The following is a 25,053-nucleotide window of genomic DNA, read 5'->3' as shown; positions in this document are numbered from 1 at the left end:
CACCAATTCACACGAAAAAACCGACATATGGTGTTTTAGTGCTTGAAAGCAGTTGGGGTAGCCCGGCTGCAACGGCACTGGGAGGACGTATGGCGACCATCATCGCTGCCGACGACGATCCGGACTTACGCGCCATCGTGGCGGCCGTGCTGCGCCGCGCCGGTCACGTCGTGACGGTCGAGGAGGACGGTGCGGCGGCGCTGGCCCGCGTCCGCCAGGACCGGCCGGACGTGCTGATCATCGACAACCAGATGCCGCACATGACCGGCCTGGAGGTGCGCAACACGCTGCGGCTCGACCCGGAGACCGCGAACCTGCCGATCGTGCTGGCCAGCGGCTCGCTCCGGGCGGAGGAGCTGAACGACCCGCCGAGCCCGCACGACTACCTGGTGCCGAAGCCGTTCCAGTCGCGTCACCTGCTGGAGACGGTCGAGACGGCGCTCGCCACCGCGGCGCTCCGCGCGGTTCGCCACTGACCCCACACTCAACGTTGAACGGCGCGGACCGTAGGATCGCGCCTCGGCGGCCCGTGCCGGCAGAAACACCGGTTCTCCCGCAAGAGACCTCCGGCCGGGCCGCCGATCCCGCGTCGGCGCTCCCCCGACGGCCGCGTCAGTCGGTGGCGCGCGCGAGCGGTGCGCGCGGTGGCACCAGCCGCGGCACGGTCGCGGCGATCAGGCCGAGCACCACGCCGGCGGTGCCGACGATCCCGGCCGCGCCGCCCGCGTAGGCGACCAGCAGCCGGGTCCGGCTCAGCTCCTCGATCGACCAGTTGATCACGTCGTAGGTGAGCCAGAGCAGCAGCCCGGCCACCACCAGCGCGGCCACCCCACCACCCAGCAGCGTGCCCGCGGCCCACCCGGGACCGGTGCCCCGGAGAATGCCCCGATCCGGACCGGGAACAACGGCGAGCGGCGACGGTACGAGGATGAGGCTGGTCGCGGAGGCCCAGGCGCCGGCGACCAGGAACGCGGCCACCGCGTCACTCGGCCGGTGCCAGCCGGCCGCGAGCGTGGCCACCCCGGCGAACGCGGCCCACCCGGCCAGCGCCAGTGTCCCGGCCGCGCTGATCGCCCGCGGCAGGACCAGGATGAACGCGATCGCCACCGAGGCCGCGATCGTGGTGTGGCCGCTGGGCAGCGTGTTGCCCTCCCGCCACGGGTCGATGCCGTACTCCGGCCGCAGCCCCTGGTGTTTGAGCAGCTGGGTGGTGACGTTCGCGCCGGCGATCACCACGATCGCGACGATCGCGAGCCGGTACCGCCGCCGGTACACCGCGATGAAGAAGACCAGCGCGGTCACCAGCGCGAGCGACACCACGGACATCGTGTTCAGCACCAGCGTGACCGGGCGGTACAGCTCCTCGTAGCCGATCCAGTTCGCGGTGAGCGCGATGGTGTCGACGGCCTGGCCGGTCCGGGTCTGCACGAAGACCCGGTAGACGGCGAGCAGCGCGGCGGCCTGCGCCACGGTCAGCAGCACGAGCCAGGTCGCGAGGTAACCCTGCCGCCGGTCCATCCGGAGGACACTAATCCGCGAACCTGTGAACCAGCCCTCACTCCCGCGCGCGGCGGAACGAGAACCGCAGCTCGGACGGGTGGAGCGTGCGTGGCATCGGGATCAGGCCGCCGGGCCCGGCCGGGCGCACGTCGTACCCGTCGATCAGGCTCTTGATCATCGCGGTCGCGGTCCGGAGCGCCGGGTCGGGCGGGAGCGTGGAGGCGACGGGCGCGAAGCGGGCCGGCCGGTGCAGCCAGACCGTGGGAACGACGAGCGTGGTCCCGGCCGGCAGTTCGGCGCCGTCCCAGCGCGTCTTGCGGCGGGTGTCGCGCAGCACCGCGGGTTCGTCCGGCCACAGCCGGCGGGCCTCCCGCACAGCGGCCTGGAGGTACGTGACGTCCGCGCGCGCCTCGGCCGGCGCGCCCGGGTGCGCGGCCAGCAGACCGAGCGCCCGGTACGCCACCGCGCCCGCGTCCTCCAGCTCGGCGAGCAGCAGCGGCGCGCGCTCGACCAGCGACTCCGGCACCGTCCCGGTGCCCTCGGCCCGGCCGGCGCGGCGCAGGTGGGCGCGGATCCGGGCCAGGAAGCGCCAGCGCACCGGGTCGCGGCGGCGGCGCAGGTAGCCCCAGTTCGCATCCGTGCGCAGCCGGTCGAGCAGGCCGGTGAGCAGCTCGTCGTCGCGGGCGGTGTCGCCGAGCACGATCCGGCGGACCGCGCGGCGCAGCGCGGGCCGCACCTCGTCCCAGCCGATCGTGCCGTCCGCGGCCAGCGGCCGGATCTCCTCGCGGACGATCCGTTCCACGTCACCCGGCGGCTCGACCTCCGCGTCCGGGCTCCCTGCCGTCTGATGCGCCGGCGCGCTCCCGAATGTGTAGTGCGCCAGCGCGCTGCGGCGTTCCCGTCCCACCGGTGGGAATTCCCCGGAGAGCACGCGGCGGGCATGGCCCTCGTCCAGGATCAGCGCGACCGAGCGGCCCGGCACGGCGAGGCGCAGCGGGCCGAGCCCGTACCGGTCGCGCAGGCGGTTGATCTCGGCGTCCGCGAACCGGTCCAGGCCGAGCCGGCCGGTCCACGGGCGCGGCACGACCACGCCGCGGGCGACGCCGGGCGCGAGCACCCGGGTGAGCACGCGGACCGTGTCCCTCGCGGTGGCCCGGGGCGGCCGTCGCCGTTCCGTCCTGCCGCTCTCGGTGCGGGGCGCGCCGACCGCGGTTCCGGAAACGCTCATGGCAACGGAACTACCCGGCGGCCGGGCCGGAAAACCCACCGGGCGACCGCACGCCGCGAGCACGCCCGGCCGCCATCAGCCGGGTGCCGGCCACGTCGCCGGAACGGCCCGGCCAGCCGCGCCCGGCCCGCCGGGCGCGGCTGCGGTGGGGTCAGGAACCGTCGGCGAGGAGGTTCTCGCGGACCTGCCGGCGGAGCACCTTGCCGATCATGCTGCGCGGCAGCTCGGGGACGATCACGATGCGGCGCGGCGCCTTGTAGCCGGCCAGCCGCTCACGCGTCCAGGCGCGCAGCGTCTCCGGGTCCGGCTGGGTGCCCTCGACCGGCACCACCACGGCGACGACCTGCTCGCCGCCGTCCTTGCCCGGCATGCCGACCACGGCCGCGTCCGCCACGTCGGCGTGCCCGCGCAGCACCTCCTCCACCTCGGAGGGGTACACGTTGAAGCCGCCGGTGATGATCAGTTCCTTGATCCGGTCGACGATCGTGAGGTAGCCGTCCTCGCTCATCACGGCCACGTCACCGGTGCGGATCCAGCCGCCGGGCAGCAGCACCCGGGCGGTCTCCTCCGGCAGGTTCCAGTAACCGGAGAACACCTGCGGGCCCTGGATGAGCAGCTCGCCGGGCTCGCCGCGGGGCACCTCCACGGACGGGTCCTCGGGGTCGGTGAGGCGGACCCGGGTGGAGGGGAACGGCACGCCGATCGAGCCCGCGCGCCGGTTCTTCGACATCGGGTTGCCGATCGTGATGGGCGAGGTCTCGGTCATGCCGTAGCCCTCGATCAGCAGACCGCCGGTCAGCTTCTCCCACCGGTCGACCGTGTCCGGCGGCAGCGCCATGGCACCGGAGATCGCGTAGCGGGCCGAGGAGAGGTCGACACCGCGCTTGCGCATCTCGGCGCCGAGCCGGTCGTACATCGGCGGTACGCCCGGGAAGAACGTGGGCGGGCGGCGCTTGGCCGCGTCCAGCACCATGCCGGGGTCGAACCGGGGCAGCAGCACCAGCGTCGCCCCGATCGTGATGGCCGTGGTCAGGCAGAGCGTCACGCCGTACACGTGGAACATCGGCAGCACCGCGTAGAACGTCTCGCCGCCGTCCCGCAGGCCGGGCGGCCAGAACCGGTTCTGCTCAGCGTTCGCGGCGAGGTTGCGGTGCGACAGGATCGCGCCCTTGGGCGTGCCGGTGGTGCCGCCGGTGTACTGCAGCATCGCGGTGTCGTCCACGGACGGTCCGGGCACGCCGTCCGCGACCGGCGCGGCGCGGGCGATCAGCTTCTCCCAGTCCAGCGCGGACGCCGGGGCCGGGCCGGTCATGTCCGCGCGGGTCTTCCGGGCCGCCGGGACCGGCAGGCGCAGCGCGAGCCGCTTGACCAGCGGGAGCGCGGCGGGCAGGTCGACCGCGACGATCGTCTCGACGCCGGTCCGGTCCCGGGTCGCGTCGACCAGCGACGCGACCTTCTGCCAGACGATCGCGACGCGGGCGCCGTGGTCGGCGAGCTGGTGCGCGAGCTCGTCCTTGGTGTAGAGCGGGTTGTGCTCGACCACGATCGCGCCGAGCCGGAGCACCGCGTAGAACGCGACCACGTGCTGCGGACAGTTCGGCAGCACCAGCGCGACCCGGTCACCGGCGCGGACGCCCAGCTCGTGCAGCGCACCGGCCGCGCGCGCGACCTGGTCACCGAGCTGCCGGTACGTGGTGGCGGCGCCGAGGAAGTCGAGCGCGACCCGGTCCGGGAAGCGGGCGACGGCGGCATCCAGGTTCGCGGTCAGCGGCTTCTCGGGGACGGTGATGTCCGCCGGAACTCCCTCGGGGTAGGCCGCCAGCCAGGGCCGATCGTCTGCCACACGCACTCCTACGGTTCCGTAACCTACGTTTCCGTAGGTTACCAGCCGGATGATCGGAAACCGAGCGTCGCTCATGGGTGCATCGATGGCCACAAGTCCGATTGATCACCCCGCGAACGGGTAATTTTTTCGGGTTCACCCGAGCACGGGGCTGGCGGACGGGCCCTGCTCACCTACCATGAGGCCTGCTCGCTCGCACCGTCGCACGGCGAGTCTCCAAGCGCAGCACGCCTTTGCGAGGTTCTCATGACCACCGAGCCGATCGAGTCAACCGGGTCGGCACCCTTCACCGACCTGTCCCCGGTGATCCACGCGACGACTCGCTGGCTGCTCTCGGCGTACCCGCCGCGGCCCGGTTTCCTGTCCTTCCGGCTGGCCGAGGAGCAGGTCCGCGCCGCGGTCGCGATCGCGGCCCGGCTGCGCTACCCGACCGACCTGGAGGCCGGCCTGCTGCTGATCACCGGCACCGGCGGCGCGGGCCGGCTGGACTGGCTGACCGGCTCCGACGTGCACCCCACACCCGGCGAGCCGTGGCGGGCACAGGTCGACGAGGTGCTGGCCAGCTGGGCCGCCGCGCTGCTCACCGACGCGGACCTGGCCGTCGCCGCGACCGCGATCGCACCGGTCCCGGAGGACGTCGACCGGCTGACCGCGCCGGACGCCCGCGACCTCGCCGCGGCCGCGGAACTGCGCCACCCGGAGGCGATGCACCTGATCAGCGCGCTGCACCTGCCGGAACTGACCCGCACGCTCGCGGCCGCGGGCTTCACCGGCTGGTAGGCGATGGACCTCCGCGCCCGGGTGGCGGACGCGCGCGTCGGCCGGCTGGCCACGGTCGGCGCGGACGGCCGGCCGCACCTGGTGCCGATCTGCTTCGCCCTGGTCGGCGACCAGGTCGTCAGCGCGGTCGACCACAAACCCAAGCGGACGGTACGCCTGCGCCGCCTGGCCAACGCCCGGGCGACCGGCGTCGCCTCCCTGCTGATCGACGAGTACGACGACGACTGGACCCACCTGTGGTGGGTCCGCCTGGACGGCACGGTCACCGTGCTGGACACCGCCCCGCCGGCCGCGCTCGACGCGCTCACGGCCAAATACCCGCAGTACGCCGAAACGCCCCCAGCGGGCCCGATGCTCGTCCTCACGATCGACACCTGGTCCGGTTGGTCCTGTTCGGACGGTTGACGACCGCCACTACGATCACCGTCGTGCGCGCCGACGAGCTCGTCCTCCGTACCCCCGTCGCAGGTCATCTGCCCTTCTACCTGTTGATCCTGGGTCTGCCCCAGTTCACCGGCTTCATGGGCGACAACGACGTCTTCAGCCCGGCGCTCCGCGTGCTCTGCCTCGCGATGGGGCTCTTCCCGGCCGTCGTCATGATCGGCCAGTCGCGCACGCCGCCCCGGTTCTCCCCGCGCGGCCTCGTGGTCGCCGCCCACCCGGCCGGATATCGATACCACCCGACGATTCCCTGGGACGCGGTCGGGCGGATCTGGACGAACGGGCCGTCGATCGGCGTCCGGCTGCGTGACCCGGACGCCGTCGCCGGGAGCGACCTCGCGTTCCGGAGGCGCATGCACCGCTCCCGGAGCCGTCGCGGCGCGGACCTGCTCCTGCCGTTGCCGGCGGAGACCCGGAACCGGCCGCTGGTCGCCGACGCGGTCACCCGGTTCAGCGGCGGGCGGCTGCGGCTGGAACGCGCGTACGTCGACCCGGTGCCCGGCAGCTACGACGTGGTGATCGGCGACAACCGGGCGTTCCTCTTCCTGCTCCTGATCGGCATGCCGACGCTGGTCCCGTGGACGTTCGTCTACGCCGGTGACGCCTCCCCGGTCGCGCTGGCCGTCGCCGTGCTGATCGCGGTCCCCGCGGTGCTGCTCGGCCTGCGGGTCGCCGGACCGCTGGCCGCGCCGAACATCATCGCGCCGAGCGGCCTGCGGTTACGCGTGGCACACCCGCTCGCGTACGACCTGACGGTCCCGTGGCCGCGCGTCGCCCGCATCTGGCACAGCCGCCACGGCCGGAGCCCGGCCGTGCTGGTGCTGCTCGACAACCCGGACGCGATCGCGGGCGGCAACGAGCGGCTGCGCGCCCGCATGCGCCGCAACCGCGCCCGCACCGGCGCCGACGTGATCATCCGGACCGCCGGATCGAACATGGACGAGGCCTACCTCGCCACCGCCGTCGCCCACCGCAGCGGCGGCACCCGGGAGCTGGAACATGTCGCGTGACCTGACCCTTCGCGCACCCTTCCTGTTCGTCAACGTGCTGCTGGTCAGCGTCCTGCTGCTGCCGGTCGGACTTCGGTCCGCCGCCGGCCTGGACGCCGGCTCGCCCGACGACGGCTTCTCCTTCGTCGCGCTCCTCCTGGCCGCGTGGGCCTGCTTCCTCGCCGTGCTGCTCCCGAACCTGACGGCGGCCCGGTTCGGCGCGGAGGGGCTGCGGAGTCGCGCCGCGAACCCGTTCCGGCTCGACGTCGAGGTCCGGTGGGACCAGATCGACCGGATCTGGTACCAGCCGGCGCATCCGGCGCGGCTCCTGAAGATCCGGCTGAAGGACCCCGAGCGGGTCGCCGGGCACCGACGGATGCTGCTGCGGCACATGCGGAGCAACCACGATCGGTACGGAGCCCACGTGGTGCTTCCGCTGCGGGCCCTGCACCCCGGCGCCGGCGCGCTCGCCGAGGCGATCCCCCGGCTCAGCGGCGGCCTGCACCGGCTGGAGGACGTGCCGGGTGCCGGCCCGGGCGTGGCGCCGCGACCCCGCGACCCGTTCCGGACGACCGCGGCCGGCACGGTGATCATCACGATGCTGCTGCCCGGCCTGACCGGCACCGCGTGGGGGCTCGTGGAGGGCCGGTGGCCGGAAGCCGTCGCCGCCGGGCTGCTGGCGCTCGGGGCGGCGCTGATCCTGCGTCTCGTCCTGGGCGACCGGCGGCGGGCCGCGTCGTAAGATCCACTTCGTGTCCGACGGGGTTCTGGTGCTGCGCGGACGGCATGACCGACTGGCGTTCGGTGTGCTGACCGCCGTACTGCTCGCGCCGCTCGCCACGGTGGCCGTCACCGGGCGGGCCGCCGCGCCGCTGGTCGCGCTCGCCGCCTCGGGCCTGGTCCTGCTGCTCTTCGTGGGCTCGTTCATGGCCGGGAGGATCCTGGCGCCGGCCACCGTCTCCCCCTACGGCCTGCGCGTGCGGACCGCGGCGCTGGCCAGCTACGACACGCACGCCCGGTGGACGCAGATCGACCGGATCTGGCTGAGCCGGGTGGGCCGCGTACCGTGCCTGCTGGTTCGCCTGCACGACCCGGCCGCCGCCGCGGACGACAACCTCCAGGTGCTGCGCACCATGCGGGCCAACCGTCGCCGGTACGGTGCGGAGCTGCTCATCAGCCTGGCCGCGGTCGCGTCCGCACCCGCGGAGATCGAGGCGGCCATCGACTTCTTCAGCGGCAACAGCCGCCGGCTGGAATCGGTGGTCGACGACTGACGGCCGCCGTCGATCACCGTCGATGACGGCCGGGCCCACGGCGTGAGATCGTACGTCGATGAGGATCACTTCGCGTCCGGCCGATGAGCGCGCGGGCACCGTCTACCCGTCCGTCAACCCCGCCCGCACCGACGACGTCGTCGCGGAGGTGCTGCTCGGCGACGCGGACACGTTCGTCGCCGCCTGCACGGCCGCGCACGAACGCCAGCCGGCCTGGGCCGACGTGCCCGCACCGGTCCGCGGCCGGGTGATGGGCGCGGCCGGCCGGCTGGTCGAGGCGAACGCGGAGGCCCTGGCCCGCCTGGTCACCCGGGAGATCGGCAAGCCGTACGCGGAGGCGCTCGGCGAGGTCCGGGAGATCGTCGACACCTGCGAGTTCTTCCTCGGCGAGGGGCGGCGGCTCTACGGCGAGACCGTGCCGAGCGAGATGCCGGACAAGCAGCTGTTCACGTTCCGAAACCCGGTCGGCACGGTCGCGGTGATCACCGCGGGGAACTTCCCGGTCGCGGTCCCGTCCTGGTACCTGGTGCCCGCGCTGCTCACCGGCAACACCGTGGTCTGGAAACCGGCCGAGTACGCCGCCGCGTCCGCGCACGCGCTCTACGAACTGTTCGTCGCGGCCGGGTTGCCGGACGGCGTACTCCAGCTGGTCTTCGCGCACGGTGACGACACGTTCGCCGGGCTGTCCCGCGCGCTCGACGCCGGGCTCGTCGACAAGGTCGGCTTCACCGGGTCCACCGAGGTCGGACGCCGGATCGGCGAGCTGTGTGGCCAGCACCTCCAGTCGCCCTGTCTGGAACTCGGCGGCAAGAATCCCATGGTGGTCACGCCGAGCGCGGACCTGGACCTGGCCGTCGAGGGCGCGCTCTTCGCCGGCTTCGGCACCGCCGGGCAGCGCTGCACCTCACTGGGCACCGTGATCGTGCACCGGAGCGTGCACGACGAGTTCCTCCGCCGGTTCACCGCCGCGGTCGAGGCCGCGCCGGTCGGCGACCCGGCCGGCGACGTCGTGCTCGGCCCGTTGCTCGACGCCCGGTTCGCCGCGCGCTTCGACGAATACCTCGGCTGGATCGCGCCGCACCACACGGTCTCCGGCTCGTCCGCGACCGGCCGGATCACCGCGGACGCGCCGCGCAAGGGCTTCACCGGCACGGCCGAGGCCGGCCTCTACTACCACCCGACCATCGTCGCCGGCGTCACCGAGACCGACCCGATCTTCCTGCACGAGACGTTCGGCCCGCTGGTCGGCGTGCTGCCCTACGACACGCTCGACGACGCGATCCGCCTCGCCAACCTGCCCGGCTACGGCCTGAGCAGCGCCATCTACACCACCGACCCGGCCGAGGTCTTCGCGTTCCGCCGCCGCGTCTCGGCCGGCATGGTCAGCGTCAACAACTCCACCTCCGGTGCCGAGGCGCACCTACCGTTCGGCGGGAACGGCAAGTCCGGCAACGGCAGCCGCCAGTCCGGCCGCTGGGTCCTCGACCAGTTCACCCGCTGGCAGTCGATGAACTGGGACCACTCCGGCCGTCTCCAGAAGGCCCAGATGGACGTCGCCGACCTCACCGCGGATCTCGGGTTCCGCCTCTAGAGCGTGTATCGAAGTCCACGAGGGTTGCGGCGCGTCGTGGCTGAAATAGGCGAGGTCTCCGGTAGAAGGTTTTTCGACCAAGAAACACCTGAATACCGGAGACCTCGTGGACACCTTAGCGGTGTTGCGGCGGCATGACCTGACCGACGTGCAGTGGGCGCGTCTGGAGCCGTTGCTTTCTGTTCCTGACCAGCGGCGTTCCGGCCGCCCGCCTGCGACGTGCCGACGGACGGTGATCGACGCGATCCGATGGCGGGTGAGGGTCGGCTGTGCGTGGCGGGACATACCGCCGTGTTACGGGTCATGGTCCGCGGCATACGCTTTGTTTCGCCGGTGGCAACGCAACGGGACCTGGTCGAGAATCCTCGCCCGGCTGCAAGCTTTGGCCGAGGCGGTGGGCGCGATCATCTGGAATCTGTCGGTTGATTCGACCATCGCGCGGGCGCATCAGCATGCCGCCGGAGCACGCCGCGACAGCGCCGGGCAGGCGGAGCCGCCGGGCGGTGTCGGTGATCCGGAGCCTGACGATCACGGGTTGGACCGGTCGCGTGGCGGCTGGACGACAAAGGTCCATCTGGCCTGTGAGCAGGGATGCAAGCCCATGGCGATCGTGGTCACGGCCGGGCACCGGGGCGACAGCCCGCAGTTCGTCAAGGTCTTGGAACGGGTGAAGGTCGTGAAACTGTCCGGCCGGACGAGAACCCGGCCGGAGGCGGTGATGGCCGATAAGGCCTACTCCAGCCGGGCCAACCGCGCCTATCTGCGCCGCCGCCGGATCACCTGTGTCATCCCGATCAAGACCGACCAGGCCGCCGGCCGCACCCGGAAGGGTGCAGCCGGCGGCCGGCCCTACGACTTCGATGCTGAGCGGTACAAACAACGGAACACCATCGAACGCGGGATCAGCCGGCTGAAGCAGCACCGCGCGGTCGCGACCCGGTACGACAAACTCGCCGTCCGCTACGAAGCCACCGTCCAGATCGCCTGCATCAACATCTGGCTCTGACTTCGATACACGCTCTAGCGGAGCGCCAAAAGCATTCAGAAGCGGATCTTCCCGCTTCCGGCCCGGTACTGCCCGCATGCTCCCGCGGGCCAACCTCCGGCTCCCCTCCGACTCCGCTGGCGCTCCGCTCCGGTCCGCCGTCCGGAGCCGGTCCCGCCGCCGGTCACCGAGAAGCCCCGCGAGCCCGGCGCTCGTCGCCTTCCGGCCGCGACGGCGATCCCGATCGCGGCTGCGAACGCGAACCGGTCACGAACGCCAACCGGTCACGAACGCCAAGCCGTCACGACCGCGAACCGGTCACGAACGCCAAGCCGTCACGAACGCGAACCCGGCCACAAGCACAAGCGCGTTTGAGAACGCGATCACAACGCAAACGTGGTGACGAATAGAAACCTCGTGGCGAACACGAGCACCGTGACGGACGCAAACGCCGTGGCGAAGGCGAACACCGTGACGACCGCGGTTGCGAAAGCAAACGCGGTCGCGAAAGCAAACGCGGTCGCGGCCATAAAGGGAGCGCGCGTAAACGCGGCTGCAATTACGCGCGCGGCCCGATTACGACCGCGACCACGAACGCGGTCGCGAGCGCGGTCGCGAGCGCGAGCGCGAGCGCGTGATTCAACACAGGATTTCGGCGCTTGGTGCCCGAAATTTCGCTATTTATCTCATCTAGAGCGGCAGTGCTGATCGAAGTTGACGGGAGCCATCGCCTTTGGGCGCGCTCGCGAGCGCCTCGACCCGAGATCGCTCATTCCTGATCTCCTGGGGCCGAGATGAGGATTACCGTGCGCTCCGAGATTGCCGGATGTCGGAATATCAGTCGCGGAACGGCTGATTGCGCTGCCCGCCGCACGATCCCCTGACGGCGAAAGAGCGAAACGACAGATTGCGCCGCCCGCCGCACGATTCCTGACGACGAAAACCGGCGCGAGCCATAATCAGGCCGTGCTCGCTCGCGCGCTCCGACCAGTGTGCGCTCCGACCGGCACGCTCTTGCCAAACCGGTCTTGCCGGCGCGTTCTCGCCAAACGCGATCTCCCCACACAGGTCTCGCCACACAGATGTCGCCACAACGCGTTCTCACCAGATCTCACCAAACGTGTCCCGCCAACCACGATCTTGACGGCCGTCGAGGGGAACTCGCGCCTCGACGATCGTCACGCATGATCGTGGATCACGCGTGGGGACCGGTTTGCGCCCATAGCCGGAATTCCGGTCGGCCGGCGTGGGGTGTGCTCGCCTCGGGGGCGTGGGCAGGCCTCTGTCTCCGTGGGCGCGGGTGTCGGGTCGGGTGGCGGCCGGACTCGGCCGGGACGGGAGGCCCGCGCGGGCACGGTGGCCGGCGTCGGTCTTGCGGCCTCGGATCCGGAAGGGAGGAGCGCCAGCGACGACCGGTGCCCGCGGGAGCGTGCGGGGAATGCGCCGCCGGGAGCGGGACGATGAAAGGCGGCGCCGGCCGCGGGCGAAGAACGCGAGCGGCCGGCGCCGGGAGCGGATATCGTCAGGCGGCCAGGCCGCCGCCGCGGCGGCCGCGACGGGCGCGGATGTAGTCGGAGACGACGTAGGAGCCGAGTTCGTCGGCGTCGGGGGCGAAGACGCGGCCGCCGTTGCGGCGGGCCAGGCCCTCGACGAAGCGGCGCAGGCCCTCGTCGTCGCCGAGCATGAACGTGTTCAGCGTGGCGCCGTAGCGGGTGAGGTGGTCGACCTCGGTAAGCGTGGCGCGCAGCGTCTCCATCGTGGTCGGCCAGTCGAACCAGGCCTCGCCGTCGGCGTCGAGGTGCGCGGTCGGCTCGCCGTCCGTGATGACCAGCACCACGGGTTCGGCCTGCGGGTGTTTGCGCAGGTGGCGGCCGGCCAGCATCAGGGCGTGCTGCAGGTTCGTGCCCTGGAGCCGGGTCGGTTCGATCTCCGCGAGCTCCTGCTGGGTGAGGCGCACGGCATACCGGTTGAAACCGATGATCTCCAGTGCGTCCTGCGGGAACTTCGTGGCGACCAGGTGGGACAGCGCGAGCGCGGTCTGCTTCATCGGGCCCCACCGGCCGTCCGCGAACATCGAATATGACAGGTCGACCAGCACGGCGACGGCGGCGGACGCGCGGCGCTCGGTCTCGGCCACCTCGAAGTCGTCCGGCTGGAGCCGGAGCGGGATCGGGGCCTGACCGGCCGAGGCGGTACGCCGGATCGCGTTGCCGAGCGTGCGGACCACGTCCAGCGGTTGCTCGTCGCCGAATTCCCATGGGCGGGACGCGCCGGTCAGCTCGCCCGCGGCGCCGGCGGAGCGCAGGTCGTGCTGGCCGCGGCGGCCGTCGCCGAGGTGCGCGAAGACCTGCCGGAGCGCGGTGCCGCCGAGCCGGCGCAGCGCCTTGGGACTGAGCGTGAGCCCGTCCTGGCCGCGCTGCACCCAGCCCTGCCGGCGCAGTTCCCGTTCCAGATCGCGCAGCCGGCGTACGTCGTCGGCCGCGGACCGGCCGAGCTGGCGCTCGACCGCCTCGACGTCGACGTCGTCCAGCGTCGCGCCGGGATGGTCCTGGCCGAGCTGGTCGATCAGGTCGTCCAGGTCGCCGATCTCCTCCAGCGCGCCGGCCGCGTCGCCGTAGCCGAGCTCGCCGCGTCCCTGCACCCGCTCGCGACCGCCCCAGTTGAGGTTGGGCCGCAGCGTGCGCAGGTTGTCGCCGAGCGCGGCCATCTGCTCGGCCAGCCCGGAGTTCTGGAACGCCTGCGCCATCAGGCTCTCCAGCTCCTCGCGCTGCGACGGCGAGAGCGACCGCATCAGCCGCTCGCCCGCGGCGGCACGGCGGGCCAGCGCGTCGATCAGCTCGTCGACGGTCTCCGGGTTCTCCGGGAACATGTCGCCGTGCCGGCGCATGAACTCGGCGAACGCGTCCGTGGTGTCCTCGCCACGGGCGTGCCGTTCGAGCAGCGCGTTGAGGTCGGCCATCATCTCGGCCATCCGCGCGGCGGCCTGCGGATCGTTCTGCAGCGCCTGCTTCATGCCGGCGAACCGCTGCTCCAGCACCTCGTTCCGCAGGCCGTCGAGGATCTGCTGGTAGAGCTGCCGGGCCTCGTCGCTGGTCCACCGGTACTCGGACAGCTCGTCGACCGCGCGGGCCGTGGACCGGGGCAGGTTGTCCAGCTGCGCGTGCTTGAAGATCGCCTCGGGGTCGTCGCTGCGGTTCAGCGCGTCCTTCTCCGCGGCGAGCGCCTGGTCGAGCAGCGCGCGCGAGCGGGTGACCGCGCCGTCCAGGTTGCCGCGCCGCATCGCCTCGCGGCGCATGCGCTTGGCCCGCGCGGTCAGGTCGTCCAGGCCGCGCTCGCCCCGGGGGCCGCGGCGCAGCAGGTCGCGCAGCGCGTCCCGGAGGTTGCGGCCCTCCAGGATCTCGCCGCCGACCTGGTCGACCGCGGCCCGCACGTCGAACGGCGGGGCGAGCGGGTCCGGCCCGTCCCGCCACGCGCCGTACCGGAACCGGTTTCCGGCCATCGTGTCAGCTCCCGTAGATCGTGCGGCCGTCGTCGGTGACGTCCTTGGCCAGCCGCCGGGTCAGGTGCAGGCCCTCCAGGACCAGCTCCACGCCGGCCGCGGCCTCACCGCGGGTGGGTGCGTCGCCGAGGCCGAGCCGGTCGAGCACCTTGGCCAGGCCGGGCACGGTGCCGACCTGGTTGAGCAGCTCGTCCGCGCTGACCATGTCGCCGCTCTCGATGATGGTGCCGTCCGCGGCGAGGTCGGTGAAGCCGGACAGGTCGAGGCCGGACAGCTTGGCCCGGAACGTGTCCGCGACCGCGGTGCGCAGCAGGTGCGCCAGGATCTCGATCTCCCGGCCCTCCTCGCCGCTCTCGAACTCGACCTTGCCGCGCAGCGTGGAGACGATCGACGTGGTGTCCGCGACGCGCGCGACCGGCTGGGCCTCGCCGCGCAGTCCGGCCCGGCGCAGCGCACCGGCCGCGACGGTCTCCGCGGCCGCGATCGCGAACCGGGCGCTGACGCCGGAGCGCTGGTCGACGCTCGGCGACTCACGCACCGCCCGGGCGAATCGGGCGACGATCTCCAGCACGTGGTCCGGCACCTCGGCGGCCAGGTCGGCCTCCTGCTTGACCAGGTCGAGTTCCATCTCGAGCTCGACCGGATAGTGGGTGCGGATCTCCGCGCCGAACCGGTCCTTCAGCGGCGTGATGATCCGGCCGCGGTTGGTGTAGTCCTCCGGGTTCGCGGACGCGACCAGCAGGATGTCCAGCGGCATGCGCAGCTGGTAGCCGCGGACCTGGATGTCCCGCTCCTCCAGCACGTTGAGCAGGCTGACCTGGATGCGCTCGGCGAGGTCGGGCAGCTCGTTGACCGCGAAGACGCCCCGGTTGGTGCGCGGGACGAGCCCGAAGTGAATCGTCTCCGGGTCGCCGAGCGTACGGCCCTGGGCGATCTTGATGGGGTCGACGTCGCCGATCAGGTCGCCGACGCTGGTGTCCGGCGTGGCGAGCTTCTCGCCGTACCGCATGCTCCGGTGCAGCCAGGCGATCGGGGTGTCGTCCCCGGTCTGGCGCACCTGGGCCTGGGCGGACGGCGTGAGCGGCCGCAGCGGGTGCTCGTTGAGCTCGGAGCCGGGCAGCACCGGCGTCCACTCGTCGAGCAGGTTGACGAGCGAGCGGATCAGGCGGGTCTTGCCCTGGCCGCGCTCGCCGAGCAGGACCATGTCGTGCCCGGCCAGCAGCGCGCGCTCGACCTCGGGCAGCACGGTGTCGTCGTAGCCGACGACGCCGGGGAAGCGCGTCTCCCCGCTGCGGAGCTGGGCGAGCAGGTTCTCCCGCAGCTCCTCCTTGACGGTCCGGAAGATGTGGCCGGCGGCCTTGAGCTCCCCGATCGTGCGGGGCAGGCCGGCGGGCGGGTTCGGCACAAGCGCCTCTGGCGTTTCTGTCACCCACCGAACCTAGCCCGCGAAACGGAGGCTCCGCCGCTTTTGTTTGTCCGCTGGCGGCTGAAAAATAGGCTGCCGCCACCCCTTGCGTACGGCAGGCTGATCTTCGTTGTTGTTGGTTCCGAGGGGAGGAACGTCACCATGGAGAAGATCAACGAGCGGCTCATCAACTGGGCGAGCATTCTCGAGTCGAAGACCCGTGAGCAGGCCGAACGTACCTCCACGCTGCCGTTCATCTTCCCGCACCTGGCGCTGATGCCGGACGCGCACCTGGGCAAGGGCGCGACCGTCGGCTCGGTCATCCCGACGCTCGGCGCGATCATCCCGGCCGCCGTGGGCGTGGACATCGGCTGCGGCATGGCCGCGGTGAAGACGCAGTTCCACCGGTCGTCGCTGGTCGGGAAGCTCTCCGTGCTGCGCGAGGCGATCGAGCGGGCGATCCCGCTCTCCGCCGGCGGCGTGAACAAGACGCTCACCGCGACCGCGGCCGCCCGCGTCGCCCACCTGACCGAGATGTCGGACAAGGCGGGATTCAACCCGGCGGACTTCGCGGCCCGGTGGGAGCTGCAGCTCGGCTCGCTCGGCTCCGGCAACCACTTCATCGAGTGCAGCACGGACGAGAACGGCATGGTCTGGCTGTTCCTGCACTCCGGCTCGCGCGGCGTCGGCAACCGGATCGCCGGCCACCACATCCAGGTCGCCCGGGACCTGATGAAGCGGTACTGGATCGACCTGCCCGACCTGGACATGGCGTACCTGGTCGAGGGCACGGCCGAGTTCGACGCGTACATCGCGGCGCTGAACTGGGCGCAGGAGTACGCGCTGCTCAACCGCGAGGAGATGATGGACCGGGTGGTCGCCTGCTTCGCCGAGTGGCAGGGCGAGGCCGTGATCGAGTCCGAGCGGGTCAGCTGCCACCACAACTACACGACCCGCGAGACGCACTTCGGCCGCGAGGTCTGGCTGTCCCGCAAGGGCGCGATCAACGCGGCGCGCGGCGTACCCGGCCTGATCCCCGGCTCGATGGGCGACGCGTCGTACGTGGTGGTCGGCAAGGGCAACCCGGTCGCGCTGAACTCGGCGCCGCACGGCGCGGGCCGCAACTACTCGCGCTCGGCCGCGCGCCGCACGTTCACCCGTGACCAGCTCCGCGCGGCGATGAAAGGCATCGAGTACCGCGACACGGACGCGTTCATCGACGAGATCCCGGCCGCCTACAAGCCGATCGACCAGGTGATGACGGACGCGGCCGACCTGGTCGAGATCCGCCACACGCTCCGCCAGTTCATCAACGTCAAGGGCGACTGACCATCGGGTACGGCCCGAAAGTCCGATGAGGACGCGTCGCTACCTGTGTACGGTCTCTCCGTCGTATCGACCAACGGGGAGACCGTACACAGATGAAGACGTTGTTCCGAATGATCGGCGTGGCCGGCCTGGCCGTCGCCGCGCTCACCGTCCCCACCGCCGCGCAGGCCGCCGTGGACCCGCCGGTGCTCGGCACGGTGACCGACGTGGACGCGGCCGGCAAGCCGGTCCCGTTCCCGATCCACCGGGGCGAGTCCGTGCCGGTCACGGTCGGCGTCCACCACTACGGCGCACAGCCGGTCAACGGCGTCCTGCTGCGGATCCGCGTGGTCGACGACCTGGACCTGCCGAAGGACTTCACGAACTGCCGGTACTTCACCGACAGCAACCTCGACGGCGCGTGGTGCGAGTTCGACACCGAACTGGCGGCCGGCGGCACGTACGCGGCCTGGCCGTTCCGCGTCGCCGCCACGCCGGACGCGCAGGCCGGCCGGGTCACGTCGGTGATCTGGAACTGGCAGCCGCGGTCGACCGCGCCGCTGGGCGGCGACATCGACGCGCTGGCGGCCGCCGAGACCGGTGCCGGCACGCCGGTCGCCGGCACCGAGACGGCGCTGACGCTCCAGGCCCGGGAACTGCCCGCGCCCGCGACGCCGTCCTCGGTCGGTTTCGCCTACCCGCGACTGGTGACGCCGTCGGCCTCGCCGTCCGTGTCGCCGACGGCCTCCCCGTCCGGTTCGCCGGCGCCCACCGCGACCGGCACCGCGGGCGCACCGGCCACCACCCCGCCCCCGGGCGGCGCCGGCGGCGGCGAACTGCCGATCACCGGTGCGAACACCGCCGTGCTCGCCGGCATCGGCGCGCTGCTCGTCATCGGCGGCGCGGCCGGTTTCCTGATCGCCCGCCGCCGCACCCGCTTCGTCTCCTGAGCAGCCGGTCCGCCGCCGGCCACGCCCCGCACCGTGCGTGGCCCGCGGCGGCATCGGGCAGGTGATCGAGCTGCAGGACCCGGAGACGTCGGAGGAGTTCGTCGTGGTCCGGTTCGGCCGGCCCGGCTCGCCGGCGCTCGGTCGCCGACCGCCGGGCCGCACGACGCGTGGTCGGCCGGCCCCGGGTCCACCGGCGTCCCGCTCTCCGCGTGCGTGGTCGGCTCCCCCAGGGTGCGTCGGCTCCCCCAGGGTGCGTGCTCTTCGCGGACCGCCTCCGGCGATCGAGTCCCACAGGGCTGGGCGGCCCGCCGGTATCCGGCTCTCTCACGGTGCGTGGTTGGCGGTGGTCCCGGCAGGGGACAATGGGGGTATGGCTCCGCTACCCCGACCCGCTGACCTGTTCGGCTACGGCCGCGCCGCGCTGGAAGGGGCCGCGCTCGGCGCCGCCTCGCTCAGCGGTGTCGCCCACCGCGCGATCGGCCGGGCCGCCCGTGACAATCCCGCGGGCCGGCTCGCGTCCGAAGCGGCCCGCGGCGCGGTCGACGCGAGCCTGCTCGCCGCGCAGGGCGCGATCGGCGTGGCGCAGGGCGCGCTGAACGTCGCGCAGGACGTGCTCGCCGGCGCGCCCGGCGTGGCGGGCGCGGCCCGGGACGCGGCGACCGAGGTGGCCCGGGGCGCGGTCTCGACCGCGGTCGCGCTGGCCTCGGCACCGGGCCGGCTGCTGACCGTGCTCGGTGACGTGGAGACGCTGACCGGCCGGGTCGGCACCGCGGTCGACACGGCCGAGACGCTGATCGCACGGGTCGAGACGACGGTCGACACCGCGGAGACGCTGGTCACCCGCGTCGAGACGACGATCGGCACGGCGGAACTGCTGGTCGGCCGCGCCGGCACCACCGTCGACACCGCCGACGGCCTGGTCACCCGCGCCGGCGGCACCATCGACCAGGCCGGCACGCTCGTCACCCGCGCCGGCGGCACCATCGACCAGGCCGGCACGCTGGTGAGCCGCGCCGGCGGCACCATCGACGAGGCCGGTGTGCTGGTGGGGCGGGCGGAGACGCTGGTGGCGCACGCGGATCAGGCGATCGGTGGGGCCGCCGGGCTGATCACGCGGGCCGAGCACGCGGTGACCGCGATCGAGACGCTGCTGGGTGAGGCGAACGGGCTGATCGGCCGCACCGGCGAGACCGTGGGCACGGCCGGCACGCTGGTCGGCGAGGCGAGGACCGCGATCCAGGAGGTCGTGCTGATCAGCGCGGCCGCGACCGAGGCGATCGAGGAAGCCGCGCTGATCATCGAGGCCGCGACCCGGGTGGCCGGGTCCGCGGAGGGCGTGGTGACCGGCGCGGAGAAAGTCGCCGGGCGAGCGTCCGCGCTGGTCGCGCGGGTGGAGAACACCGCGGTCACGGCCGACGAGCTGCTCGCGTCGTATGCGCCGACGCTCTACCGGGCGGCACCGATGGCGCACCGGTTCGTGGAGCAGCTGTCGCCGGAGGAGGTCGACGCCGCGATCCGGCTGATCGACGAGCTGCCGAAGCTGACCGGCCACCTCACGCAGAGCATCCTGCCGATCCTGCACACGCTGGACCGCGTCGGCCCGGACATCCACGACCTGCTGGAGGTCACCCGGGAGCTGCGGCTGGCGGTGGCCGGCATCCCCGGCCTGAAGATGCTGGCCCGCCGCGGCGACCGCCTCACCGACAACGCCGACTGACCGCTCCCGCCGGCGCGGCAGCACATGGCGCGCGCTGACCGAACGATCAGGTGGTCGGCGGGTTCGGTCCCGCGGGCGGAAGCGGGCGGTGGGGCGACGGCGAGGTGGGCACCGGCGGCGCCTGCTGCGGATACGGCGGATACGGCGGCGCGGCGGGCGGTGCCGAGGAAGGCGGTGGCGCGAGGGGCGTGGTGTAGAGCGGCCCGCCCTGCTGCACCGGCGGACGGCGGCCCGCGCGCACCTTACGCACCAGGTGGGTGAGGTAGAGCAACGATCCCGCCAGCACGCCGATGTCGTCCAGCAGGATCGGGTCGGGCAGCAGGTCGACCGGCGAGATCGTGTAGATGATCGCGCCCCAGAACGCGAACTTGCCGCCCGCGCCGAGCTCGGTGAGCATGCGGCGCATCTTCCAGACGCGGAAGCCGAGGACGATCGCGCCGGCCAGCATCGCGAGCATGAGCAGGGCGATCCCGGCGACCCACAGTCGTCCTTCCACAGACATACCGCTACGGTAGCGCTCCGGTCACGCTACCGCCCCTCGGCGCTCCGCACCCGGGAATGAGTGAAATCTACGGGTGCAGGACGCAGAACTCGTTGCCCTCGGGGTCGGCCAGCACCTCGAACGGCTCGTCGCCCTTCTGCCCGACGTCGGCCCGGGTCGCGCCGAGCGCGATCAGCCGTTCCACCTCCTGGTCCACCGTGCTCCCGGTGGCCGGCCGCAGGTCGGGGTGGTTGCGGTTCTTGTCCCGTTTCACCGCGCCGCCGGCCTGCAGCCACACGCTCGGCTCGCCGTCCACCGGCGACCGGAGGTGCGCGGATCCGTCCGGTTCCCGCTCCACCCGGTAGCCGAGCGCCGCGCTCCAGAACGACGCCATCAGCTCCACATCGAGCGCGTCGATCGTCCACTGTGCGAAACGGACCGTCATGACACCTCCTGCGCCAGCAGCTCCGATCTCAGAAGCTCCAGGTTTCCCTGGTCGAACGCGACCAAACGCACCACCGCCACGCCGGTACGGGTGGTGCGCAGCGTCGACACCGCGATGCGCGCGGCCTCGGCGGGCGGGTACCCGTACACACCGGTGCTGATCGCCGGAACGGCGAGGCTGCGCACCCCGAGCGTGTCCGCGACCGCCAGGCACCGCCGGTAGCAGGACGCGAGCACGGCCGCCTCGTCGTAGCCGCCGCCCTCCCAGACCGGCCCGACCGTATGGATCACGTGCCGGACCGGCGGGTCGAGGCGGAACGCGGGGGTGGCGACCGCGTCACCCGGGTCGAGCGGTGCGAGCGCGGATCCCGCCTCGGCGAGCCGGGGTCCGGCCGCCGCGTGCACGGCCCGGTCGACTCCGCCGCCGCCGAGCAGCGACTCGTTCGCCGCGGTGACGATCGCGTCCACGCGCTGCGCGACCAGGTCGCCGAGCACCACCTCGAGCACCGGCATCAGCGCAGCTCCGTGAGGATCGCGGCCTCGGCGTCCGGGTCGAGGCCGACCGGTGGCCGGTCCGGGCGCTGCGGTGCGACGCCGCCGATCGACCGCAGCCAGGCCCAGGTGTCGGCCACCGTCTCCTCGACCGGGCGGCAGCGCAGGCCGGTGCCGAGCGCGCGGGACACGTCGGAGGTGTGCATCGCGTCGTGCATCTCGCCCGGTGGGAGCCAGACCGGCAGGTCGGTCCAGGGTTCCACGCCCGCGTCCAGGATCACCCGCGGCGGGGCCCAGCGCAGGCGCGCATCCGCGCCGGTGGCCGTGACGCACGCGGTGAGCAGCGTCGACATGGTGGCGTGGCCGGACGGGCTGACCAGGTTGACCGGTCCGCCGAGCCCGGCGGCGAGCGCGTCGAGCGTCCACTCGGCCAGGTCGCGGGCGTCGACGTACTGCAGCGGCAGCGACGCCGGGCCGGGCGCGAGCACGTCGCCGCCGCGTGCGACGCGCCGCAGCCACCAGGGCAGCCGCCCGACGTTCTCGTACGGTCCGAGGATCAGCCCGGCGCGGACCAGCAGCGCCCGGTCGCCGAAGTGCTCGACCGCGGCCAGCTCGCCCGCCCGTTTGATGCCCGCGTAGTCCGCGACGTCGTCGGACGGGTCGACCAGCGGCGCGGACTCGGCGGCACCGGCGGGCGCCGGCCAGGCGTAGACGGACCGGCTGGAGACGTACGCGTAGGAGGTGGCGGAGACCGTGGACGCGGCGGCGGCCACGGCGGACGGTTCCCCGCTCCACGTGTCCACCACCGCGTCGAACGACAGCCCGTCCAGCGCGGCGAGCCCGTCCGCGGCGAGCCGGTCCCCCCGCAGCGACACCACCCCGGTCTGCGTCACCGTGTTGCGGCCGCGGTTGAGCACGGTCACCCACCATCCGCGCGCGACCGCGGCCTCCACCACCGCCCGGCCCACGAACTCGGTCCCGCCCAGCACCAGCAGCCTCATGCGGTAGAGACTGCCCGACCGATGCCGCCGGCACACTCTGCCTACAGCAGAAGGCCGATCTTCGTGTACCCGCGCAGCAGGTCCCGGGAGATGATCAGCCGCTGCATCTCGTCCGTGCCCTCGAAGATGCGGTAGAGCCGCACCTGCCGGTACCAGCGCTCGATCGGCAGCTCGCGGGTGTACCCCATGCCGCCGTGGATCTGCAGCACCCGGTCCACCACGTTGTTGACCATGGCGGCGCCGTAGAGCTTCGCCATCGACGACGCGTGCCGCGGGTCCAGCCCGGCGTCCACGGTCCACGCGGCCCGCAGCACCAGCATGCGCGCCGCCTCCAGCTCGACCTCGGAGTCGGCGATCATCCATTGGATCGCCTGGTTCTCGCCGATCACCCGGCCGAACGTCTCCCGGGTGCGGGCGTGCGCGAGCGCCATCTCCAGCGCGCGTTCCGCGATGCCGATGGCGTGCGACGGGATCGTGTAGCGCCCCTTGCCGATCCACTGCATGCCCAGCTCGAAGCCCTGGCCGACGGTGCCGAGGATGTTCCGGGACGGCACCCGCACGTCCTCGAAGATCAGTGACGCCGGCCCGCCCTCGCCCATGGTCTGGATGAACTCCGACCGCCACCCCATCGCGCGGTCGACCAGGAACGCGGTCGCGCCGCCCTTGCGCGCGCCGAGCGCCCGGTCGGTCACCGCGACCACGATCGCGAAGTCGGCCTCGTTGCCGTTGGTGATGAACGTCTTCTCCCCGTTGAGGATCCAGTCGTCGCCGTCCTGGCGCGCGGACATCCGGATGTTCGCCGCGTCCGATCCGGCACCCGGCTCGGTGATCGCGAAGCACGAGATCCGTTTCCCCTCGATCGTCGGCAGCAGGAACTCCTCCCTCTGCTCCGCGGACGCGTAGAAGAGGATGTTGTCCGCCTCGCCGCCGAACCGGAACGGCACGACGGTGCGCCCGAGCTCGGTCCAGATCAGCGACTGCATCACGGCCGGCAGCGCCATCCCGCCGTACTCCTCCGGCGTGGCGAGGCCCCAGAAGCCGAACGCCCGCGCCTTCTGCTGCAGTTCGCGCAGCTCCTCCAGGGTCAGGCCCGGCCGGTGCGCGCGCTCCCGGCGCAGCACCGTGTCCTCCAGCGGCATGACCTCCTTCTCGACAAAGGTGCGAACCGTCTCCCGGATCGCCTTCTCCTCGTCGCTCAGCGAAAAGTCCACGGCCGATTCCCCTCCAGAACAGTTACGAGATGGCGTTGATGCCGGTCAGCGCCCGGCCGATGATGAGCTGCTGGATCTGGGTGGTGCCTTCGTAGAGCGTCATGACCCGCGCGTCGCGCAGGTACTTGCCGACCGGGTACTCGTCGATGTATCCGTAGCCACCGAAGACCTGCAGCGCGTCGTTCGCGCACCGGACCGCGGCCTCGCTGGCGAACAGCTTCGCCATCGACGACTCGGTGGCGAACGGCTCGCCGCGGTCGATCAGGTCGGCCACCCGCCAGGTCAGCAGCCGGGCCGCCGCGGTGTCCACCGCGATGGCGGACAGCAGTTGCTGCACCAGCTGGTGTCCCGCGACCGGCTTGCCGAACTGGGTGCGCGAGCCCGCGTAGGAGACGGCCGCGTCCAGGCAGCCCTGCGCGATCCCGACGCATCCGGCGGCGACCGACATGCGCCCCTTGGCGAGCGCGGACATCGCGATCCGCAGTCCCGCACCCTCGGCGCCGACCAGCGCGGTGGACGGCACGCGCACGGCGTCGAACGACAGCGCGGCCGTGGCCTGTCCCCGCAGCCCGAGCTTCCCCTTGATCTCGTGCCGGGCGAAGCCGGGGGCGTCCGTGGGTACGAGGAACGCGCTCACCCGCTCGCCGGTGCGCGCGAACACGAGCGCGACGTCCGCCCACGTACCGTTCGTGATGAAGGTCTTCTCGCCGCTGATCAGCCAGTCCGTGCCGGCGCGCTCGGCCCGGGTGGTCAGCGAGCCGGCGTCCGAGCCGGTCCCGGGTTCGGTCAGCGTGAAGCAGCCGAGCGCGTCTCCCGCGCACAGCCGTGGCAGCCACTCGGATCGCTGCGCCGCCGACCCGTACCCGCTGATGGTCTTGGCGACCAGGCCGAGCGAGACGGAGAGCACGCCGCGGACGGCCGAGTCGCCCCGCCCGAGTTCCTCCAGCACCAGGCAGTACGCCAGGTGGTCGCCCTCCGACCCACCCTCGGCGGCGGGGATGGTCAGGCCGAGGAAGCCCAGGTCGCCGAGTTGCTTGACGATGCCGGGGTCGATCGACTCGCGGCGGTCCCACTCGGCCGCGTGCGGCAGCAGCTCCCGGTCGGCGAAGCGCGCGGCCAGCTCACGCACGGCGTGCTGTTCGGGTGAGAGTGCAAGATCCATGAGCGTTCCCCTGTCCGCGGGTGGCCCGACGCCATTAAACTAGCGCCGATAGTTTTGCGAAGTCCAGGGAGAGACATGCCGAGACCGAAGCAAGCCCTCCTCAGCCGGGAGCGGATCATCGCGACCGCGACCGCGCTGATCGACGAGGAGGGCCTGGACGCGGTCTCCACCCGGCGGCTCGCGGCCGAGCTGGGCGTGCGCGGCCCGTCGCTCTACAACCACTTCGCCACCAAGGACGAGATCCTGGACGCGGTCGCCGACGCGATCATCGAGCACGTGGAGACCGCCGCGTTCGCGGATCGTCCCTGGCCGGAGGCGCTGCGCACCTGGGGCCACTCGTACCGGGCCGCGCTGGCCGCGCACCCGAACATCGTGCCGCACATGGCCCGCGGCCCGGGCCGGCGGCCGGCCGCGCTGCGGATGGCGGACGCGGTCTACGGCGGGCTGGTCCGCGAGGGCTGGCCACCGGCCCGCGCCACGCACATCGGCGCGCTGATGCGATACCTGGTGGCCGGCTCCGCGCTGGGCTCGTTCGCCCGCGGCTTCGTCGAGGACCCGGCGCTCTACGCGGAGGACTACCCGCACCTCACCCAGGCGCACCGGCTCGCGGAGCACCAGCGCAGCGTGGACGAGGGCGCGTTCACGCTCGGCCTGGACGCGTTGATCGACGGACTGACGCGCACCTATGACCAGTTCCGGTACGGTGAAAACTTGCGGCGCTAGTTTTATGATCTCTTCACCGACGAAGGGGC

The 25,053-nt window shown here is 72.5% G+C and carries 24 protein-coding genes; 12 read left to right on the top strand and 12 right to left on the bottom strand.

What is annotated here, in order from left to right; genetic code table 11:
* The first annotated feature begins 89 nt into the window (after positions 1–89).
* Positions 90–476, top strand: a complete 387-nt coding sequence (locus J2S44_RS28630) for a response regulator (RefSeq protein ID WP_310420231.1) — start codon at positions 90–92, stop codon at positions 474–476.
* A 136-nt stretch (positions 477–612) separates the two neighbouring features.
* Here the strand turns inward: J2S44_RS28630 and J2S44_RS28625 are convergent, their stop codons facing one another.
* The 3 genes from J2S44_RS28625 to J2S44_RS28615 all read right to left on the bottom strand — a co-directional run bounded on the left by J2S44_RS28625 (position 613) and on the right by J2S44_RS28615 (position 4,577).
* Positions 613–1,518: a phosphatase PAP2 family protein gene (locus J2S44_RS28625; RefSeq protein ID WP_310420229.1), complete on the bottom strand. Its 906-nt coding sequence runs from the start codon at positions 1,516–1,518 to the stop codon at positions 613–615.
* 37 nt (positions 1,519–1,555) lie between these two features.
* Positions 1,556–2,728, bottom strand: a complete 1,173-nt coding sequence (locus J2S44_RS28620) for a cytochrome P450 family protein (RefSeq protein WP_310420227.1) — start codon at positions 2,726–2,728, stop codon at positions 1,556–1,558.
* Positions 2,729–2,879: 151 nt separating this feature from the next.
* The gene (locus J2S44_RS28615; protein WP_310420225.1) at positions 2,880–4,577 is read right to left on the bottom strand and encodes a long-chain-fatty-acid--CoA ligase; all 1,698 of its coding nucleotides are present in this window, start codon (positions 4,575–4,577) and stop codon (positions 2,880–2,882) included.
* 240 nt (positions 4,578–4,817) lie between these two features.
* Here J2S44_RS28615 and J2S44_RS28610 point away from each other — a divergent pair, with 240 nt between their 5' ends.
* The 7 genes from J2S44_RS28610 to J2S44_RS28580 all read left to right on the top strand — a co-directional run bounded on the left by J2S44_RS28610 (position 4,818) and on the right by J2S44_RS28580 (position 10,652).
* On the top strand, positions 4,818–5,351 hold the full coding sequence (locus J2S44_RS28610; protein ID WP_307244902.1) for a hypothetical protein: 534 nt from the start codon (positions 4,818–4,820) through the stop codon (positions 5,349–5,351).
* Positions 5,352–5,354: 3 nt separating this feature from the next.
* Positions 5,355–5,756: a TIGR03668 family PPOX class F420-dependent oxidoreductase gene (locus J2S44_RS28605; protein WP_310420223.1), complete on the top strand. Its 402-nt coding sequence runs from the start codon at positions 5,355–5,357 to the stop codon at positions 5,754–5,756.
* A 23-nt stretch (positions 5,757–5,779) separates the two neighbouring features.
* Positions 5,780–6,802 carry a hypothetical protein gene (locus J2S44_RS28600; protein WP_310420221.1) on the top strand — a complete coding sequence of 341 codons (1,023 nt, stop codon included), beginning with the start codon at positions 5,780–5,782 and terminating at the stop codon, positions 6,800–6,802.
* Positions 6,792–7,523: a hypothetical protein gene (locus J2S44_RS28595; protein WP_310420219.1), complete on the top strand. Its 732-nt coding sequence runs from the start codon at positions 6,792–6,794 to the stop codon at positions 7,521–7,523. Before J2S44_RS28600 ends, J2S44_RS28595 begins: the two co-directional genes overlap by 11 nt.
* A 10-nt stretch (positions 7,524–7,533) precedes the next feature.
* Positions 7,534–8,055: a hypothetical protein gene (locus tag J2S44_RS28590; RefSeq protein ID WP_310420217.1), complete on the top strand. Its 522-nt coding sequence runs from the start codon at positions 7,534–7,536 to the stop codon at positions 8,053–8,055.
* Between the two features lie 58 nt (positions 8,056–8,113).
* On the top strand, positions 8,114–9,646 hold the full coding sequence (locus J2S44_RS28585) for an aldehyde dehydrogenase family protein (protein WP_310420215.1): 1,533 nt from the start codon (positions 8,114–8,116) through the stop codon (positions 9,644–9,646).
* A gap of 124 nt (positions 9,647–9,770) precedes the next feature.
* Positions 9,771–10,652: an IS5 family transposase gene (locus J2S44_RS28580; protein WP_310429476.1), complete on the top strand. Its 882-nt coding sequence runs from the start codon at positions 9,771–9,773 to the stop codon at positions 10,650–10,652.
* 362 nt (positions 10,653–11,014) lie between these two features.
* On the opposite strand, the gene J2S44_RS28575 is transcribed toward J2S44_RS28580, so the two are convergent.
* The 3 genes from J2S44_RS28575 to J2S44_RS28565 form a co-directional block, all read right to left on the bottom strand.
* Positions 11,015–11,161, bottom strand: coding sequence for a hypothetical protein (locus J2S44_RS28575; protein ID WP_310420213.1), 147 nt, complete (start codon positions 11,159–11,161; stop codon positions 11,015–11,017).
* 992 nt (positions 11,162–12,153) lie between these two features.
* Entirely contained in the window at positions 12,154–14,130 is a 1,977-nt protein-coding gene (locus J2S44_RS28570; protein WP_310420211.1) for a hypothetical protein, read from the bottom strand.
* Positions 14,131–14,134: 4 nt separating this feature from the next.
* Complete coding sequence (locus J2S44_RS28565; RefSeq protein ID WP_310420209.1) at positions 14,135–15,559, bottom strand: sigma 54-interacting transcriptional regulator; 1,425 nt, start codon at positions 15,557–15,559, stop codon at positions 14,135–14,137.
* A 138-nt stretch (positions 15,560–15,697) separates the two neighbouring features.
* Here J2S44_RS28565 and J2S44_RS28560 point away from each other — a divergent pair, with 138 nt between their 5' ends.
* The 3 genes from J2S44_RS28560 to J2S44_RS28550 all read left to right on the top strand — a co-directional run bounded on the left by J2S44_RS28560 (position 15,698) and on the right by J2S44_RS28550 (position 19,510).
* Positions 15,698–16,864: an RtcB family protein gene (locus J2S44_RS28560; protein WP_310420207.1), complete on the top strand. Its 1,167-nt coding sequence runs from the start codon at positions 15,698–15,700 to the stop codon at positions 16,862–16,864.
* Between the two features lie 92 nt (positions 16,865–16,956).
* Positions 16,957–17,793 carry an LPXTG cell wall anchor domain-containing protein gene (locus tag J2S44_RS28555; RefSeq protein ID WP_310420205.1) on the top strand — a complete coding sequence of 279 codons (837 nt, stop codon included), beginning with the start codon at positions 16,957–16,959 and terminating at the stop codon, positions 17,791–17,793.
* A gap of 370 nt (positions 17,794–18,163) precedes the next feature.
* A complete protein-coding gene (locus tag J2S44_RS28550) occupies positions 18,164–19,510 on the top strand; it encodes a hypothetical protein (RefSeq protein ID WP_310420203.1) in 1,347 nt (448 codons plus the stop codon).
* Positions 19,511–19,556: 46 nt separating this feature from the next.
* Here the strand turns inward: J2S44_RS28550 and J2S44_RS28545 are convergent, their stop codons facing one another.
* From J2S44_RS28545 to J2S44_RS28520, 6 genes are all read right to left on the bottom strand, one after another.
* Entirely contained in the window at positions 19,557–20,012 is a 456-nt protein-coding gene (locus J2S44_RS28545) for a DUF1232 domain-containing protein (protein WP_310420201.1), read from the bottom strand.
* 67 nt (positions 20,013–20,079) lie between these two features.
* Positions 20,080–20,436, bottom strand: coding sequence for a VOC family protein (locus J2S44_RS28540; RefSeq protein WP_310420199.1), 357 nt, complete (start codon positions 20,434–20,436; stop codon positions 20,080–20,082).
* Positions 20,433–20,948: a macro domain-containing protein gene (locus J2S44_RS28535; RefSeq protein ID WP_310420198.1), complete on the bottom strand. Its 516-nt coding sequence runs from the start codon at positions 20,946–20,948 to the stop codon at positions 20,433–20,435. Before J2S44_RS28535 ends, J2S44_RS28540 begins: the two co-directional genes overlap by 4 nt.
* The gene (locus J2S44_RS28530) at positions 20,948–21,928 is read right to left on the bottom strand and encodes an NAD-dependent epimerase/dehydratase family protein (protein ID WP_310420196.1); all 981 of its coding nucleotides are present in this window, start codon (positions 21,926–21,928) and stop codon (positions 20,948–20,950) included. Before J2S44_RS28530 ends, J2S44_RS28535 begins: the two co-directional genes overlap by 1 nt.
* Before the next feature lie 41 nt (positions 21,929–21,969).
* On the bottom strand, positions 21,970–23,139 hold the full coding sequence (locus J2S44_RS28525) for an acyl-CoA dehydrogenase family protein (RefSeq protein ID WP_310420194.1): 1,170 nt from the start codon (positions 23,137–23,139) through the stop codon (positions 21,970–21,972).
* 22 nt (positions 23,140–23,161) lie between these two features.
* Positions 23,162–24,301: an acyl-CoA dehydrogenase family protein gene (locus J2S44_RS28520; RefSeq protein WP_310420192.1), complete on the bottom strand. Its 1,140-nt coding sequence runs from the start codon at positions 24,299–24,301 to the stop codon at positions 23,162–23,164.
* A gap of 75 nt (positions 24,302–24,376) precedes the next feature.
* Between J2S44_RS28520 and J2S44_RS28515 the strand changes: the two genes are divergently transcribed.
* Positions 24,377–25,024 carry a TetR/AcrR family transcriptional regulator gene (locus tag J2S44_RS28515; RefSeq protein ID WP_310420190.1) on the top strand — a complete coding sequence of 216 codons (648 nt, stop codon included), beginning with the start codon at positions 24,377–24,379 and terminating at the stop codon, positions 25,022–25,024.
* Positions 25,025–25,053 lie beyond the last annotated feature (29 nt).

The organism is Catenuloplanes niger, from assembly GCF_031458255.1.
Classification (GTDB): Bacteria; Actinomycetota; Actinomycetes; order Mycobacteriales; family Micromonosporaceae; genus Catenuloplanes; species Catenuloplanes niger.
This window is presented reverse-complemented; position numbering and strand designations above follow the sequence as displayed.